The 15,914-nt window shown below is 56.1% G+C and carries 8 protein-coding genes and 4 pseudogenes; 11 read left to right on the top strand and 1 reads right to left on the bottom strand.

Features of this window, described 5'->3' with window-relative positions; translation table 11 throughout:
• Positions 1-29: 29 nt before the first annotated feature.
• Positions 30-439: pseudogene (fliJ, locus tag AC0L7U_RS07900) on the top strand (flagellar export protein FliJ).
• 227 nt (positions 440-666) lie between these two features.
• Positions 667-1,152 carry a paraquat-inducible protein A gene (locus tag AC0L7U_RS07895; RefSeq protein WP_473695130.1) on the top strand — a complete coding sequence of 162 codons (486 nt, stop codon included), beginning with the start codon at positions 667-669 and terminating at the stop codon, positions 1,150-1,152.
• Here the strand turns inward: AC0L7U_RS07895 and AC0L7U_RS07890 are convergent.
• Entirely contained in the window at positions 1,149-2,210 is a 1,062-nt protein-coding gene (locus tag AC0L7U_RS07890; RefSeq protein ID WP_473695128.1) for a DUF2336 domain-containing protein, read from the bottom strand. The two genes, AC0L7U_RS07895 and AC0L7U_RS07890, sit on opposite strands and share 4 nt — an antisense overlap.
• Positions 2,211-2,434: 224 nt before the next feature.
• On the opposite strand from AC0L7U_RS07890, the gene AC0L7U_RS07885 reads away from it, so the two are divergent.
• The 9 genes and pseudogenes from AC0L7U_RS07885 to AC0L7U_RS07845 all read left to right on the top strand — a co-directional run bounded on the left by AC0L7U_RS07885 (position 2,435) and on the right by AC0L7U_RS07845 (position 15,755).
• Entirely contained in the window at positions 2,435-4,009 is a 1,575-nt protein-coding gene (locus AC0L7U_RS07885; protein ID WP_473695126.1) for an aldehyde dehydrogenase (NADP(+)), read from the top strand.
• A gap of 230 nt (positions 4,010-4,239) precedes the next feature.
• On the top strand, positions 4,240-6,573 hold the full coding sequence (locus tag AC0L7U_RS07880; protein ID WP_473695124.1) for a mechanosensitive ion channel domain-containing protein: 2,334 nt from the start codon (positions 4,240-4,242) through the stop codon (positions 6,571-6,573).
• A gap of 230 nt (positions 6,574-6,803) precedes the next feature.
• Positions 6,804-8,329 (top strand): annotated as a pseudogene (glpD, locus tag AC0L7U_RS07875) (glycerol-3-phosphate dehydrogenase).
• A gap of 156 nt (positions 8,330-8,485) precedes the next feature.
• A complete protein-coding gene (gene glpK / locus AC0L7U_RS07870) occupies positions 8,486-9,970 on the top strand; it encodes a glycerol kinase GlpK (protein WP_473695710.1) in 1,485 nt (494 codons plus the stop codon).
• Positions 9,971-10,410: 440 nt separating this feature from the next.
• A pseudogene (locus AC0L7U_RS07865) lies at positions 10,411-12,018 on the top strand (ABC transporter substrate-binding protein).
• A 114-nt stretch (positions 12,019-12,132) separates the two neighbouring features.
• Positions 12,133-13,140, top strand: coding sequence for an ABC transporter permease subunit (locus AC0L7U_RS07860; RefSeq protein WP_473695122.1), 1,008 nt, complete (start codon positions 12,133-12,135; stop codon positions 13,138-13,140).
• Between the two features lie 15 nt (positions 13,141-13,155).
• Positions 13,156-14,086: pseudogene (locus tag AC0L7U_RS07855) on the top strand (ABC transporter permease subunit).
• Between the two features lie 2 nt (positions 14,087-14,088).
• A complete protein-coding gene (locus tag AC0L7U_RS07850) occupies positions 14,089-14,925 on the top strand; it encodes an ABC transporter ATP-binding protein (RefSeq protein WP_473695120.1) in 837 nt (278 codons plus the stop codon).
• A complete protein-coding gene (locus AC0L7U_RS07845; protein WP_473695118.1) occupies positions 14,925-15,755 on the top strand; it encodes a dipeptide ABC transporter ATP-binding protein in 831 nt (276 codons plus the stop codon). The genes AC0L7U_RS07850 and AC0L7U_RS07845 overlap by 1 nt, the downstream gene beginning before the upstream one ends.
• Positions 15,756-15,914 lie beyond the last annotated feature (159 nt).

Raw genomic sequence — 15,914 nt, 5'->3', positions numbered from 1 at the left:
GTGTCAGGTCGCTAGGGGAGTATTGCGTAATGAAAAGCCGTGACAGTCTTATCCGTTTGAAGCGCTTCCAGTTGATGACAAGCGCCGCCAACTGGCTCAGATCGAGTCGATGATCGCTGAATTCAACCGGATGGCCGATGAGCTGGACGACCAGATCCGTTCGGAGCAGGAGCGGGTTGGGATTACCGATGTTGGGCATTTTGCCTATCCAACCTTTGCCAAGGCTGCGGCGACCCGCCGCGACAATCTTCGCAATTCGGCTCATGAGCTGGATGAGCAGCTTGAGCGGGCACGGGATGAACTGACCGCTGCGATTGAAGAGCTGAAAAAGTTTGAGCAGCTTGAAGAACGTGATCAGCAGCGCGAGAAGACAGCCCAGGAGCTGGCGGAGCAGGACGAGCTTGACGATATCGCTGGTCGTGCGCATGCAACGAAATAGATCGCGGCCCCCCTAGTGATCTGGCAGTTTTGAAAATCTGTGTTGCGACTAAAAGGCGCTCCGCCCCTGCGGGCGCTTTTTTGCTGTCTGCAGGTCCCTGAGGGCGCGGACCGTACGCTGTCGTCGGGGAGTTGCGTCTGCGCCTGAAACCTGTTGTGTTGAGGCAGTATAGACCCTCTGGCCGCTGCATCCCGAGGTGCAGGCATTTGGAGAGCCTTTTTTAAACGATGAGACTGTTTCTGGCTTTTCTGCTGCCGGTGGCAACGTTCAGCTTCGCCCTTGGGCTGACGCTGCCTCTGATGCGTTTCGAGCGGCTGTATTTCTTTGAAGACCGTCCTTCCATTCTGCGGATGATCGACGGCTTGTGGCAGGATAGCGAGCCCTTGCTGGCGGCGATAATCATTCTGTTTTCGGTCGTGCTGCCTGCAATCAAGCTTATCCTGTTGCATGTCGCAGTGGTGCGTGGACAGAAGAGCCGCTCTCTGGTGCTTCTCAGCATTGTCAGTAAGTGGTCAATGCTGGATGTCATGCTGGTTGCTCTTGTGCTGTTCGCGGCCAAAACCAGTGGTCCTGGCGGCGGCAAGCGTGCTGCCGGGGCTGTGGTTTTATGGTACGGCAACCATCAGCTCGGCTCTGGCGGCGCAAATGTGCGCGCGGAAACTTGGGTAGAGCCCAGGGCATCGCAGAGGAGGGCGCACCTTGTGCGTGATTAGCCCGCCTTGGTGGTTCTCTTTGACGTCGGAGTCTGCTTGCCTGTTAGCCCTGCCTGATTGGCCGCGAAGGCCTTCACCCATTCCACCACCTGGCTCGCGGGCATGTTCAGGGTCTGACACCGCACCTTGGCCAGCAGGGTGAATGTTTCGCTGGTCAGGCCAACTGCCCGCACGAACGAAATGACCTGCTCAATGTTGCCGGTGTAAATTGCTTCGCGCACCGAGCTGGAGGGGAGCCGAGTCGTCAGAGCAAGCAGTTCGATGGCTGGTGTCAGGCGTTTGGATTGCAGCAGCAGGGTCAGCAGATCATCCAGCGAGATGTGATGTTCGCGGGCAAAAGCCGCCAGATTATGCGTCTCCATGTTATCAAGTTGGAGACCAAACCGGCGGCGTAATTTGCGCAGTCGTGCAACGCGCTCCAGGTCATCCGATGACAGGACACCGCTGATCAATTGGCGCAGTCTGAGAGCCGTCTCTTCATTGGCTTGAGGCAGCAGCAGTCGGCACATGTCGGGTGTCATGTCGCGTCGCAGCGACAGATCTTCACGTAGGACAACATCGTGCAGGGCATGCCTGATCAGTGCCCTGATGGCCATGTGCGACAGAGTGATGTTGCGGTTGGCAGCCAGAATGCGGCGCACCTGCTTGCCGCCGCGCCGCACCAGAATGTCACTCACATTGGGTCCGAGATCGGCGCGCCGGGCGATGAATTGCAGATGTGAATCGTCGGTCTCACGCGATAGAGCGACGAGATGGTCTTGTGAGAGGGCGCGCGAGTAGGCGAGTACGGGGCGGGCAATCTGCGCATCATCTTTTGCGACAGTGTAGGCCAGAATGCCGGGAATTCGCCGTTCATGGGCTATGCATTGTGAAAGTTTCAACCGATGGGCGCTGGAGGCTCCATCGTAGAGTTGAAGCGCCAGTTGAGAAAAATTCTCAAGCTCGGCAGTTGTGATCTTGTCGATTCCGCGCAGAACAGCGTCGGCCAGAGCGAGCAGCAGCGCACCGCGACCTTCGGGTGATTTCTGTTTGGCCAAATCAATTAGATCGTGAGTCATACGTGTCTCCGGATTTCGCCAAAATACGCCATAAGTTGTTAGCGTATAGTTAGCGATTGGGTAACGCTCCGGTCAAATCTCAATGCAGTTTTTGACTATGCAGGAAAAAATTGCCGGGTCGAATATTTTCACATCTTCGCCTCGAATGCGGTTTCACAGGTTGAAGCCTGAGGGGCAAAATGCTTACTTACGGTCAAATAATCATACTAAGGGAAGGAATGACGATGCCAACTGGTAAGCATTTGATCCATGGCGACTGGGTTGAGGGTGGCAGCACGTTCAAGGTTGCAGCTCCTGCAACAGGTGAAATCCTTCTGGACGCTGTGTGGGATGCCGACGCAGAGACTGTGAGCAAGGCCGCAGAATCTGCCGAAAGCGCGTTTCTTGAATACAGTACCACCACGCCGAGCGAGCGCGCCGCTTTCTTGCGCGCAATTGCTGATGAGATTGAAGCGCTGGGCGATGAATTGGTGCAGACCGCATCGCGGGAATCAGCGCTGCCTGAAGCACGCCTCACTGGCGAGCGAGGGCGGACGATGGGCCAGCTCCGCATGTTTGCGGACTGGATCGAGGAGGGCAGTTGTTTTGGGGCGCGCATTGATCGAGCCTTGCCGGACCGCACACCTGCACCGCGTCCTGATCTGCGATTGACACTGCGGCCTATTGGCCCGGTTGCCGTGTTCGGCGCATCCAATTTCCCCTTGGCGTTTTCGACGGCAGGTGGAGATACGGCGTCCGCTCTTGCCGCTGGCTGCCCTGTAGTCGTCAAGGGCCATCCTGCCCACGCTGGCGCTGGTGAGCTGGTAGCTCTGGCGATCAGTCGGGCGATGGAAAAGACGGGCATGCCAAAGGGGACGTTTAACCTTGTTCAGGGGGCAAGCCAGACATCAGGCGGAGCGCTGGTCAGTCATCCGTTGATCAAGGCTGTTGGTTTCACAGGATCTTTGCGCGGTGGTCGCGCCTTGTATGATCTGGCGGTTTCACGCTCTGAGCCGATTCCGTTTTACGGTGAGCTTGGCTCCATCAATCCGATGTTCGCCATGCCACATGCACTGGCTAACCGTGGCGAAGAGCTTGGCAAGAGCTGGGCACAGTCGTTGACCATGGGGGTCGGTCAGTTCTGCACCAATCCGGGCGTTGTGCTTGGCATTGATGGACCGGATCTGGAGAAATTTGTCACGGCTGCCGTAAGCGAGCTGGAAAATGTCCCGGCCCAGACAATGCTGACGCCGGGTATAGCCAAGGCGTATCGTGATGCGGTTGAACAGCGCGTTCAGGCAGATCTGGCCGATGTCAAGATCAAGGGCGAGAGCGAAGAGACAGGTGCAAAATCGGGGGCCGCAGTCTTTGAGGTGATGGCCGATGTGTGGCTCAACAATCCGTCGTTGCATGAAGAGGTCTTCGGTCCAGCAGGCGTTGTCATTCGCTGTCAGGACGCTACTCAGTTGATGCAGGTGGCCAAGGCCCTGGAAGGGCAGTTGACCATTTCGTTCTTGATGGACGACGAAGATCTCGATGCGACGCTGGCCTTGTTGCCGATCGTTGAGCGTAAGGCGGGCCGTTTGATCCGCAATGCGTTCCCGACAGGGGTCGAGGTAACACACGCCATGATGCACGGCGGGCCATATCCGGCCAGCACAGACGTGCGCAGCACCTCTGTCGGCACCAAGGCAATTGAACGGTTCCTGCGCCCTGTGTCGTATCAAAACTTCATGCCCCAGATGTTGCCTGCCGAAACCCGCGACGATGCAACTGTGCCACGTCTTGACAATGGGGCGTGGTCACACGGATCAGTCTGATTGGCTTCTGTGAGGTGAAAGTGGAAAAGGCGCCGTTTGGCGCCTTTTCTGTTTGGAACTTCGGGACAGTGCAATGCGTTGCCTTATTGGCAGGCTATAAGTTTGCTTCGATGTCCAACTCCACGAGAGCCTGCATGTTTCGATCATTCTGTCTTTCTGCGATTTTTCTCTCTTTTGCCCTCTGCCTTTTTTCGGCACCGCCCGTTTCGGCACAGGGGCTGACCTCCAGCATGGCGGCTGCGCTTCAGGGTAAGTCTTCCTCAAAGCCGTCAGATTCAGCTACAGACAAGAAAGCGCCATCCGTTGATGCAGCGACGCAGGCGTTGATCCAGGTGTTGCAGGACCCTGATGCGCGCAAGGCGCTGATCGAGCGGCTGCAAAGCCAGGCGCAAGAAAAATCGAATGACGGGGCGCGCGCAGCGGATCAAGATAACGGCCCTTCGGGCGATGCGGCTGTAAATCCATCTGGCCAGTCCTCATCTGCGACTGATGAAAAGTCCAAGGCAGACGCTGCGGCAGAGGCTGCCTCGCAAAAGACATTTGCCGTGCAGCTTGGCGAATATACCATGGACATTGCGGAAAAGGCTGGGGAGACAGTGACGCGGATCACGCATTCTCTGCGCGGCTTTGTTTTGCTGGCCAATGGGGATGTTCAGGTGCGTTGGGACCAGATGCAGAAATCTGCGCTGGAAATTTTCATCGTCATTGGTGTGGCTGGTCTGGTCGTCTGGGTGTTGCATCGGATTTTGGCGCGAGGGTTCAAGCGACTGAAGATTGGCGCAAAGCGGCGCAGTTTGTATCTGCGGCTTTTGTTGCTGTTCTTCACCACGGGTCTTGATGCGCTGACCGTAGCGGTCGGCTGGGCGGCAGGTTATGGCGTGTCTCTTCTGAGTTGGGGCAGCCTCGGGACGAATGTCTCGCTTCTGGAAAGTTTGGCGCTGAATGCGTTTCTCCTGACAAACCTTGCCAATGTGGGCGTCCGTTTTGTGTTTGCGGCTGATCGGTCAAGCCTGCGCATTCTGCCCTTCGGAGATGCGAGTGCGGCCTATTGGCAAAGCCGATTGGGGCGCATTGTGCTGCTTCTCGGTTATGGTGTGATGCTGGCAGTGCCGCTGGCCAATATCATTGCATCCTACGCCGTTGGCGTGGCCGTGAAGTATTTTGTCGTCTTGTTGGCTGCTGCCGTAACGCTGCTGCTCGTGCATGGAAATCGCAAGACGGTGACACGGAATATCCGCAAGTACTCCGAAGAACTTGAAAGTGAAATGGCTGGCCGCGTTCTCGGGTCATTGGCGCGTTACTGGCACTGGGCTGCCTTCCTGTATGTGCTGGCGGTTCTGGGGATCTGGTTTTCGCGGCCGTTTGATGCTTTCGACTACATCATCCGCGCGTCCGTCCTGTCGATCCTTGCGATTATGGCCGGGTTTATCGTCAGCTTCATCATGACCAAAGCCATCGATGGCGGTGTGCGTGTGCCGGAAAATATCCATTCTTCGCTGCCTGCACTGCAAGGTCGTTTGAACGCGTTTGTGCCCAAGGTTCTCAAGATCTTGCGTCTGATCGTTTTCATTGCGACCGTAACTACGATTGTCAGCATCTGGGGCCTTCTGGATATGAGAGCTTGGCTGGCGTCGAGCTCAGGCCTTGAGATACTTAGTCGCTACAGCTCTGCCTTTCTGGTGATCGTGGTGACTTTCGGTATCTGGCTGGCGGTAATGTCCTGGGTGGATCTGCGTTTGCGGGAACGCACTGGCTACGTCGTCACCTCGCGTGAACGCACCTTGTTTCAGCTCTTCCGCAATGCCTTCACCGTCGTGATCATCGTGCTGGGTGCGTTGTCGATGCTCTCCGAAATCGGCATAGACATCGGGCCACTGATCGCAGGTGCTGGTGTTGTTGGTCTGGCTATTTCGTTTGGTGCGCAAACTTTGGTGAAGGACATCATCACGGGTGCCTTTATCCAGATCGAGAATGCCATCAATGAAGGTGATGTCGTAACGGCAGGCGGCACGACCGGCGTGGTTGAGCGTTTGACGGTGCGGTCTGTGAGGTTGCGTGATCTCAATGGGACAACCCACATCGTGCCGTTCTCGGCGGTTGATCAGGTCTCCAACTTCATGCGTGACTTCTCCTACCACGTTGGTGTCATCGGGGTTGCCTATGACACTGACATCAAGAAGGCCAAGAAAGCCCTTGAAGAGGCGTTCCGACGTTTGCGTGAAAGTGACTTCGGCGGTCCGATTATTGATGATCTGGAAATGCACGGCATTACCAACTTCGGTGACAGTGCCATTGATCTGCGTGTACGGATCAAGACGCTGCCGGGTGAACAATGGGGCACAGGTCGGGCCTATAATGAGTTCGTCAAGGAAGTGTTTGACGAATGGGATATTGAGATCCCGTTCCCGCAGGTGACCTATCATAATGGCACTCCACCCTATGTTGAGGCCCCGCAACAGATTGTACCAAAGACGCAGGGAGCAGGGCCTGTCATGAACCCGCGCGGCGATGGCGATGGGGTGACCACCAAGGTGGACACGGATATGCCCGAAAACGACGACTGATTGCTTGAAAGGCCCGCCATCCTCAGATCGGCGGGCTTTTTTCCTCAAGGCAGGCTAAAAACACCACGTTTTGATAAAGCTTCGTTTGGTTTCGTTTTACTTTCGCTTTTTGGTGCGGTAAGTCCACTCATGAGACACTGGGCTTGCTCCCGGGCCGTCTGCGTGAAGGCACGGCAACGTGAACTTCGATCAAGCGGACGAGGATTTTCAGCAGACTGTCGGGGGTTGAGATGCAGCCGGATTATGATCTTGTCGTCATTGGTGGGGGTATCAACGGAACAGGGATCGCACGCGATGCCGTTGGCCGGGGGGCATCTGTCCTGCTTGCGGAGATGGGCGATCTGGCAGGGGCGACGTCTTCTGCATCCACCAAGCTTATTCATGGTGGCTTACGCTATCTCGAATATTACGAGTTTGACCTTAGTTCGCAAAGCGCTGAAAGAGCGCGAGGTTCTCTTGAACGCCGCGCCGCATATTGCATGGCCGCTGCGGTTCATTCTGCCACATCACAAGGACTTGCGCCCGGCCTGGATCCTGCGCGTTGGCTTGTTTTTGTATGACTATCTTGGTGGCCGCAAGATGCTGCCTGCTACCAGGACTGTGCGCCTCGACAAAGGTCTCTTTTCCCAGAACCTGAAATCGCTGTTCCGGCGTGGGTTTGAATATTCCGATTGCTGGGTCGATGATGCCAGGTTGGTGGCGCTGAATGCACGCGATGCGGCCTCTCGCGGTGCCAACATCCTGACGCGCACCAAAGTGATCAGCGCCCGGCGTGAAGGCGACCACTGGCGCGTTGTCCTGCAAAATGTGCTGACAAGCGAGGAAAGCCATGGTGACCGCAAAGGTTCTCGTCAACGCAGGCGGTCCCTGGGTCTCTGATCTTCTCGGCTCGGTTATTGGGGCCAACCGGTCTGCCAGTGTGCGTCTGGTCAAGGGCAGCCACATTGTCGTGCCGCGCCTGTTTGATCATGATCGCTGCTTCATCTTCCAAAACGGTGATGGCCGGATTGTTTTCGCCATCCCTTACGAGCGGGATTTTACCCTGATCGGAACAACGGACGTTGACTATCACGACAATCCGCGCGACGTGACGATCTCTGATGAAGAGCGTATTTATCTCTGCAAGGCGGTGAGCGAGTATCTCGAGAAGCCGGTTCATGTCGAGGACATCGTCCATACCTATTCCGGCGTGCGGCCGCTGTATGATGATGGTGCCAAGGACGCCAAATCGGCAACCCGTGACTATGTGCTGGAGCTGGAAGGCGGCGAGCCGGGACAGGCCGCGCTTCTTTCGGTCTTCGGTGGCAAGATCACCACTTACCGTAAGCTGGCTGAGCAGGTGTTGGCGAAACTTGACCCATTCCTTGGCTTCGAAACAGGGGCATGGACGGCACATGCTGCTTTGCCCGGCGGCGACTTCGAGGTCAGTGAAGTTGAGGCTGAACAACAAAAACTGATGAACGACCATCCGTATTTAAGCGAAGCGCATGCCAGCCGTTTGATCCGGGCTTATGGCACCGACGCGGGCGTCCTGCTGCAAGATGTTAAAAGCCTCGAGGACATGGGCCAGTGTTTCGGGCATGACCTTTATCAGGTCGAGGTCAATTGGCTGATGGATCGGGAATGGGCGATGGCGGCAGAAGACATCGTCTGGCGGCGGTCGAAATTGAAGCTTCGCTTGAGCACGGACGACGTTTTGGCGCTGGATGCCTATGTTGCCGATCGCCTTGAAAGGCGCAAGCAGGGTGTCGTCTGACACCACGTGCCGCCTATCCATTGCACAACGTGGCCATGACGATATGGTCATAAATACACATCTTCGCCTCGTGTTCGTTGGGCCTCCTGCAAAGATAGGGTCGGGCCACGCCGCGGAGGGACAGAAAATGAAGAACAGGGAGTTGCGGGAGTGACCATCTCGGGAGGCGTACTGGCCATTGATCAGGGAACAACGTCCACGCGTGCCATCGTGTTTGGGGATGACTTTCGTCCGCGGGCGACGGCTCAGACCGAGTTTCCGCAGCATTTTCCAAGGTCCGGTTGGGTTGAACATGATCCCGCTGACCTGTGGCAGACGACGTTGGATGTGTGCCGGAATGCGCTGGGCCAAAGCGGTATCGAAGGTATCGCTGCTATCGGTATCACCAACCAGCGTGAAACAACGCTGGTCTGGGATCGCAAGACGGGCGAGCCTGTCTACAACGCCATCGTCTGGCAGGACCGGCGTACAGCCGGTTTCTGTGCAAAGCTGAGGGCACAGGATCTGGAAGAGACCTTTACTGCCAAGACTGGCCTGATCCTTGATCCCTATTTTGCCGGAACCAAGATCTGCTGGATCCTCGACAATGTCGATGGTGCAAGAGCACGGGCAGAAGCGGGTGATCTTGCTTTTGGAACTGTTGATAGCTGGTTGATCTGGAACCTGACGGGCGGCGAGCGCCATGTCTGTGATGCGACCAATGCCTCGCGCACCTTGCTATTCAACATTCATAACAATGAATGGGACGCCGAGTTGTGTGAAATTCTGGGCGTGCCTGTCAGCATGTTGCCAGAGGTGTTGGATAGCGCAGACGATTTCGGCACAACCGCCGATGGTATTTTCGAGCGCCCCTTGCCGATCATGGGTGTCGCCGGGGATCAGCAGGCAGCCACTGTCGGTCAGGCATGTTTCGAGCCCGGGATGGTCAAGTCCACGTATGGCACCGGCTGTTTTGCGCTGATCAACACTGGCACGACGCCGGTTGCTTCCAAAAACCGACTATTGACCACCATTGCCTATCGTCTCAATGGGGAGACGACATATGCGCTTGAAGGTTCGATCTTTGTGGCAGGTGCGGCTGTGCAATGGCTGCGTGATGGCCTAGGCCTGATTTCGAATGCGTCTGAAACAGCGAGCCTTGCTGAAAAGTCTGATCCTGATCAGGCGGTCTACCTCGTGCCCGCGTTCGTTGGTCTTGGCGCTCCGCATTGGGATGCGGATGCGCGTGGAGCGATTTTCGGTTTGACCCGCGCTACGGGGCCTGCCGAGTTCGCCCGGGCCGCGCTGGAAAGTGTTGGGTATCAGACACTTGATCTTATCAGCGCCATGCAGGACGATTGGAGCGGCGATGGAAACACGGTGCTGCGCGTTGATGGCGGTATGGTGGAATCCGACTGGACCATGCAGTTTCTGGCCGACATTCTTGATGCGCCGGTTGATCGCCCGACGGTCGCTGAAACCACGGCTCTGGGCGCTGCCTGGTTGGCCGGCTGGAAGAGCGGCGTCTGGCCTGGGCAGAAAGAATTTTCTGCGCAATGGCATCTTGATCGTCAGTTTGAGCCTGATATGAAAGCTGCTGATCGCGCGCACCTGATCGAAGGCTGGCAGGATGCGGTGCGGCGGACGAAGTCGGTCGGATAAGGTTTTGTGGTCAGAGACCTTCAGTCAATTAAAGACATGAAAAGGCGGGAGAATTTCTCCCGCCTTTTCTGTAATTGGATGGTTTTATTGGTTTTGGTTGGTCGTTGGGGTTTATTTTTCGCGTGTTGTCTTTCTTTGAGGAATATGTATTTTATCCGGTGTGAATTCCGTGAAAACTTCGATTATGTCATAGCGACATATGAGAAAAGACGGGTATACCCCGTCTCCATCTCTCATTCGTGAGGAGAGCGCTGCCCATGACAAGGATTAAATCCGCGGGCGGCTCAAAGGGCGAGTGAGAGAGATATGCCTCTTGTATTCTGGTGCGACTGTGGCTTTCGCTGTCGACCTCAAGAGGCGCAAAAATGATCGAGGAACCGGTTTCGCGGTTTTCGATCCGGCCTGAACCACTGGCCGACTTGAAAAAGGGGAAGCAAGTAATGAATATCACAAGAACCATCCGGGCGGCGTGTTTGGGCGTCAGCCTTGCGGTTCTCGCAGCCGGAGCCGCGCAGGCAAAGACCTTGGTCTATTGCTCTGAAGGATCTCCTGAAGGCTTCGACGCAGCTCTTTACACCGCTGGCACGACGTTCGATGCGTCTTCTCAGCCAATCTATGACCGTCTCGTTGAGTTCAAGAAGGGCACGACTGAAATCAAGCCTCGACCTTAGCAACGAGCTGGGACGTCTCCGACGACGGTCTGGAATACACTTTCCATCTTCGTAAGGGCGTCAAGTTCCAGACGACGTCCTTCTTCACGCCGACACGCGACTTCGATGCAGACGATGTTGTCTTCTCGTTCGCACGTCAGCTCGACGCGAAGAACCCTTGGCACGAATATACCCCGGGTGCTGCCTGGGAATACTTCAACGCCATGTCCATGCCTGACCTGATCTCCAAGATCGAGAAGGTTGATGACTATACGGTCAAGTTCGTTCTGAAGCGTCCGGAAGCTCCGATGCTTGCCGACCTTGCCATGGATTTCGCATCCATTGTTTCCAAGGAATATGCTGACAAGCTCAAGGCTGACGGCAAGATGGAAATGCTGAACCAGCAGCCGGTCGGCACAGGCCCATTCAAGTTTGTGGCCTATCAGAAGGATGCGGTTATCCGCTACTCAGGCCAACGACGACTATTGGGGCGGACGTCCGAAGATCGACAACCTCATCTTCGCAATTACGCCGGATGCGTCCGTGCGTTTGCAGAAGCTGAAGGCTGGCGAATGTCAGATCATGCCGTACCCGGCACCGGCTGACATTGAATCGCTGAAGAAAGATCCGAACATTAAGGTTGAAGAGCAGCCCTGGTCTGAACGTGGGCTACCTTGCCTACAACACGACCCAGCCGCCGTTCGACAAGGTTGAAGTTCGTAAAGCTCTGAACCACGCCATCGACAAGCAGGCGATCCTCAAGGCTGTTTTCGGGGCACGGGCCAGGTTGCCGTCAACCCGATCCCGCCGACAATGTGGTCTTACAACAAGAGCATCAAGGATGACTCCTACGATCCTGCACTTGCCAAGAAGATGCTCAAGGAAGCGGGCGTCAAGAACCTGTCGATGAAGGTCTGGGCCATGCCGGTTCAGCGTCCTTACAACCCGAACGCACGTCGCATGGCTGAAATCATTCAGTCGAACTTTGCTGCTGTCGGTGTGAAGGTGCAGATCGTCTCTTACGAATGGGGGGAATACCTGTCCCGTTCGAAGGAAAAGGATCGCGACGGTGCAGTGCTTCTCGGCTGGACGGGTGACAATGGTGACCCCGACAACTTCCTCGCAGTTCTGCTGGGCTGTGATGCGGTTGGAAGCTCGAACCGTGCCATGTGGTGCAACAAGAAGTTCGACGGTCTGATCCAGAAGGCAAAAAGCCTGTCTGATCGTGACGCCCGCGCAAAGTTGTACGAGCAGGCACAGGTTGTGTTCAAGGAGCAGGCTCCATGGGCAACCATCGCTCACTCGGTGGTCTACATGCCGATGTCTAAAAAGGTTTCAGGCTACGTCCTGAACCCGCTGGGAACACACCAGTTTGACACCGTCGACATCGACGAGTAAGTCACAGAAAAACAAGCGACGCCGGAGAGAAATCTCCGGCGTCTTTGTATGATCTGTGCCTCTAAGTATTGTCAAAAATGACAATACTCCCGTTCTGACAACCGGAACCCAAGTATGTTTCGCTTTCTCATTCGCCGCCTGGCGTTGCTCATTCCGACGTTCTTCGGTGTGACGCTGGTGGCCTTTAGCTTCATTCGGCTCCTGCCGGGTGACCCCGTTGAACTTCTTGCTGGTGAGCGCGGCATTTCCGCTGCACGCAAGGCCAAGTTGATGGCTCAGTTGGGGTTCGACAAGCCGCTTTGGCAGCAATACTTCGATTACATCATCAACATCCTGCATGGTGATCTCGGGATCTCCTTCGCGTCAAAAAAGCCGGTTCTGACCGAGTTTCTGACGTTGTTCCCAGCCACTCTGGAACTGTCGCTCTGCGCTATTATTCTGGCTATCGTGCTTGGCATTCCCGCCGGCGTCGTTTCCGCAGTAAAGCGTGGAACGGTTGCGGATCAGGCGATTATGGGCACTGCACTGGTGGGCTATTCCATGCCGATCTTCTGGTGGGGCTTGTTGCTGATCATCTTCTTCTCCGGCATTCTGCATTGGACGCCAGTGTCGGGTCGCATTTCGCTGATGTACTACTTCCCGCAGGTGACCGGCTTCATGCTGATCGACAGTTTGCTGTCGGGGCAAAAGGGCGCGTTCCTGTCGGCTGTGCAGCATCTCATTCTGCCGACTATCGTTCTGGCAACCATTCCGCTGGCTGTAATCGCGCGTCAGACTCGCTCCGCTATGCTGGAAGTTCTGGGCGAAGACTATGTGCGCACCGCTCGGGCCAAGGGGCTGCCACTGCGTCGTGTCATCGGACTGCATGCCCTGCGCAATGCACTGATCCCGGTGATCACGACCATTGGTTTGCAGGTTGGCGTCCTCATGGCGGGCGCCATTTTGACCGAGACGATCTTCTCATGGCCGGGCATTGGCAAGTGGATGGTCGACAGCATCTCGCGGCGTGACTATCAGGTCGTGCAGGGCGGTCTGCTGCTGATTGCGGCCATCATCATGCTGGTCAATCTTGTCGTGGACCTGCTCTACGGCTTTATCAATCCACGCATTCGTCACCAGTAGGGAGAGGTTACAAGAATGACCAAAAATTCCTCTGCCAAGACCGTCGACAAGTCGGTCGTCGAAAAGGAAAGCCGCAACGCGACGCGCGCAGTGCTGGCCGAGTTCTGGTATTACTTTGCCCAGAACAAGGGGGCCGTGATCGGCCTCTTTATCTTCGTGGCGCTCATCCTGATCGCCATTTTCGCTCCCTTTGTGGCGCCGCATAACCCGGATGCGCAGAATACGGACCTGCTGCTCGCCCCGCCGTTCTGGGCGGAGGGTGGCACCCTTTCCAATCTGCTGGGCACCGATGCCGTCGGACGCGATATTCTGTCGCGCCTGATCTTCGGCTCGCGCTTCTCGCTCTTTGTCGGCGTCATCGTGGTGGCCATCGCACTTGTCGGCGGTATCATTATCGGTGTGATCGCGGGCTATGTCGGTGGCGCTGTCGATACCATCATCACGCGCATCATGGATGTGATCCTGGCTGTTCCCCTCGTTGCTGCTGGCGCTGGTGCTTGTCGCTATCTTCGGCCCTGGGCTGATGAACGCCATGATCGCCATTGCCATCGTGCTGCAACCGCATTTCGTGCGTCTGACGCGTGCTGCTGTGATGGCCGAGCGGTCGCGTGATTACGTGGTTGCTGCCCGGATTGCCGGGGCAGGGCATATACGTCTGATGTTCAAGACGATCCTGCCGAACTGTTTGGCACCGCTGATCGTTCAGGCCACTCTGGCGTTTTCCAACGCCATTCTGGATGCGGCCGCTCTGGGTTTCCTTGGGATGGGCGCACAGCCACCAACGCCGGAATGGGGCACCATGCTGGCTGAGGGACGTGAGTTCATTCTGCGGGCCTGGTGGGTTGTCACCTTCCCGGGCCTTGCAATCCTGATCACCGTGCTTGCCATCAATCTCGTAGGCGATGGTCTGCGTGATGCGCTTGATCCGAAGCTGAAGAGGAGCTGATCATGTCACTTCTTGAAATCAGAAACCTGACGGTCGAGTTTGACACCGCGCGGGGCGCTTTTCAGGCGCTCAAAGGCATCGACTATTCGGTCGAGGCGGGCGAAGTTCTTGCCATTGTTGGTGAATCCGGCTCTGGAAAGTCGGTTGCCATGTTGGCGATGATGGGGCTCTTGCCTGACACGGCAACGATCAAGGCCGATGTCATGGAGTACGCGGGTCGCGACCTGCGCAGTATGAGCAAGCGCGAAAAACGACAGGTGATCGGCAAGGAAATCTCGATGATTTTCCAGGAGCCGATCTCCAGCCTCAATCCGTGTTTCACGGTGGGCTATCAGATTGCGGAAACACTGAAGACGCACACCAATCTGTCAGGGCGTCAGCGCAAGGACCGGGCCATCGAGTTGATGACGTCGGTTGGTCTGCCTGATCCGGCAAAACGCTACTCTGCCTTTCCGCACCAGATGTCGGGTGGCCAGTGTCAGCGTGTCATGATCGCAATGGCGATTGCCTGTTCGCCCAAGTTGCTGATTGCCGATGAGCCTACAACCGCGCTGGACGTGACCATTCAGAAGCAGATCCTGGATCTGATCATCGATTTGCAGCGTGACAGTGGCATGGGCCTGATCATGATCACTCATGATATGGGCGTTGTGGCAGAGACTGCGGACCGTGTTGTTGTTCAGTACAAGGGCAGCAAGATGGAAGAAGCGGATGTTCTGACGTTGTTTGAAAATCCGCAAAACGGCTACACAAAGGCTCTTTTATCGGCCTTGCCGGAGAATGCGACCGGTGATCGGTTGCCGACAGTCAGTGACTTTGCAACGGCAGGAGGTTTCTGATGTCGGACGACAACATTCTCAAGGTCCGCGATCTCGTTCAGACCTACGAGATCAAGGGTGGCCTGTTCAAGCCAAGTACAGACTTGCATGCGGTCAAGGGCATCAGCTTTGACGTCGAGCGTGGCAAGACCCTGACCGTGGTTGGCGAAAGCGGTTGTGGCAAGTCGACATTGGCGCGCATGTTGACGATGATTGATGCTCAGACGTCCGGCTCGATTGAAGTCGACGGCATGGACATCGACATCGCCAAGAACGGTATCTCGCGCGAAATGCGCCAGAAGGTGCAGATCGTGTTCCAGAACCCTTATGGGTCGTTGAACCCGCGCCAGAAGATCGGCGACGTTCTGGAAGAGCCGCTGCTGTTGAACACCAACATGAGTGCTGCCGAGCGTCGCGAAAAAGGTCTCGACATGCTGGTCAAGGTTGGCTTGCAACCGGAACATTACGGGCGTTATCCGCATATGTTCTCGGGTGGCCAACGTCAGCGCGTGGCGATTGCCCGGGCTATCATGCTGGAGCCCAAGTTGCTGGTGCTCGATGAGCCGGTGTCCGCTCTTGATCTGTCCGTCCAGGCTCAAATTCTCAACTTGTTGCGGGATTTGCAGGACGAGATGGGGCTAACATATGTCTTCATCAGCCATGATTTGTCCGTTGTTCGTTATCTCGCCGACAAGGTGATGGTGATGTATTTTGGTGAGGTCGTTGAATATGGCGACCGCGAAGAAGTCTTCGCCAATCCGCAGCACGAATATACCAAGAAGCTGTTCAGCGCGACGCCACGGGCAGATGTTGAAAGCATTCGTAAGCGTATGGCGGCCAAAGTCGCCTGACGGCAGGTCCGCCTTTTACTCGACATGAAGAACGGCCACGCTCCTTTCGGTGCGTGGCCGTTTGCTTTGGTTTTTGCGGCTGCATAATTGGCTGATCAGTTTTTGCGATTGACAGTCGACATATAGTATACAAAGCATCACAATAAGGTCGAAGCCTCA

The sequence above is a fragment of the Roseibium sp. 10G30-5 genome, from assembly GCF_055809635.1.
The sequence above is the reverse complement of the archived record's forward strand: the minus strand, read 5'-3'. Positions and strand labels throughout refer to the sequence as shown.

Excerpts from the sequence above, each read along its gene's own strand:
- AC0L7U_RS07895 (WP_473695130.1), top strand. The coding sequence starts at position 667 with ATGAGACTGTTTCTGGCTTTTCTGCTGCCGGTGGCAACGTTCAGCTTC.
- AC0L7U_RS07890 (WP_473695128.1), bottom strand. The coding sequence starts at position 2,210 with ATGACTCACGATCTAATTGATTTGGCCAAACAGAAATCACCCGAAGGT.
- AC0L7U_RS07885 (WP_473695126.1), top strand. The coding sequence starts at position 2,435 with ATGCCAACTGGTAAGCATTTGATCCATGGCGACTGGGTTGAGGGTGGC.
- AC0L7U_RS07880 (WP_473695124.1), top strand. The coding sequence starts at position 4,240 with ATGGCGGCTGCGCTTCAGGGTAAGTCTTCCTCAAAGCCGTCAGATTCA.
- AC0L7U_RS07860 (WP_473695122.1), top strand. The coding sequence starts at position 12,133 with ATGTTTCGCTTTCTCATTCGCCGCCTGGCGTTGCTCATTCCGACGTTC.
- AC0L7U_RS07850 (WP_473695120.1), top strand. The coding sequence starts at position 14,089 with ATGTCACTTCTTGAAATCAGAAACCTGACGGTCGAGTTTGACACCGCG.
- AC0L7U_RS07845 (WP_473695118.1), top strand. The coding sequence starts at position 14,925 with ATGTCGGACGACAACATTCTCAAGGTCCGCGATCTCGTTCAGACCTAC.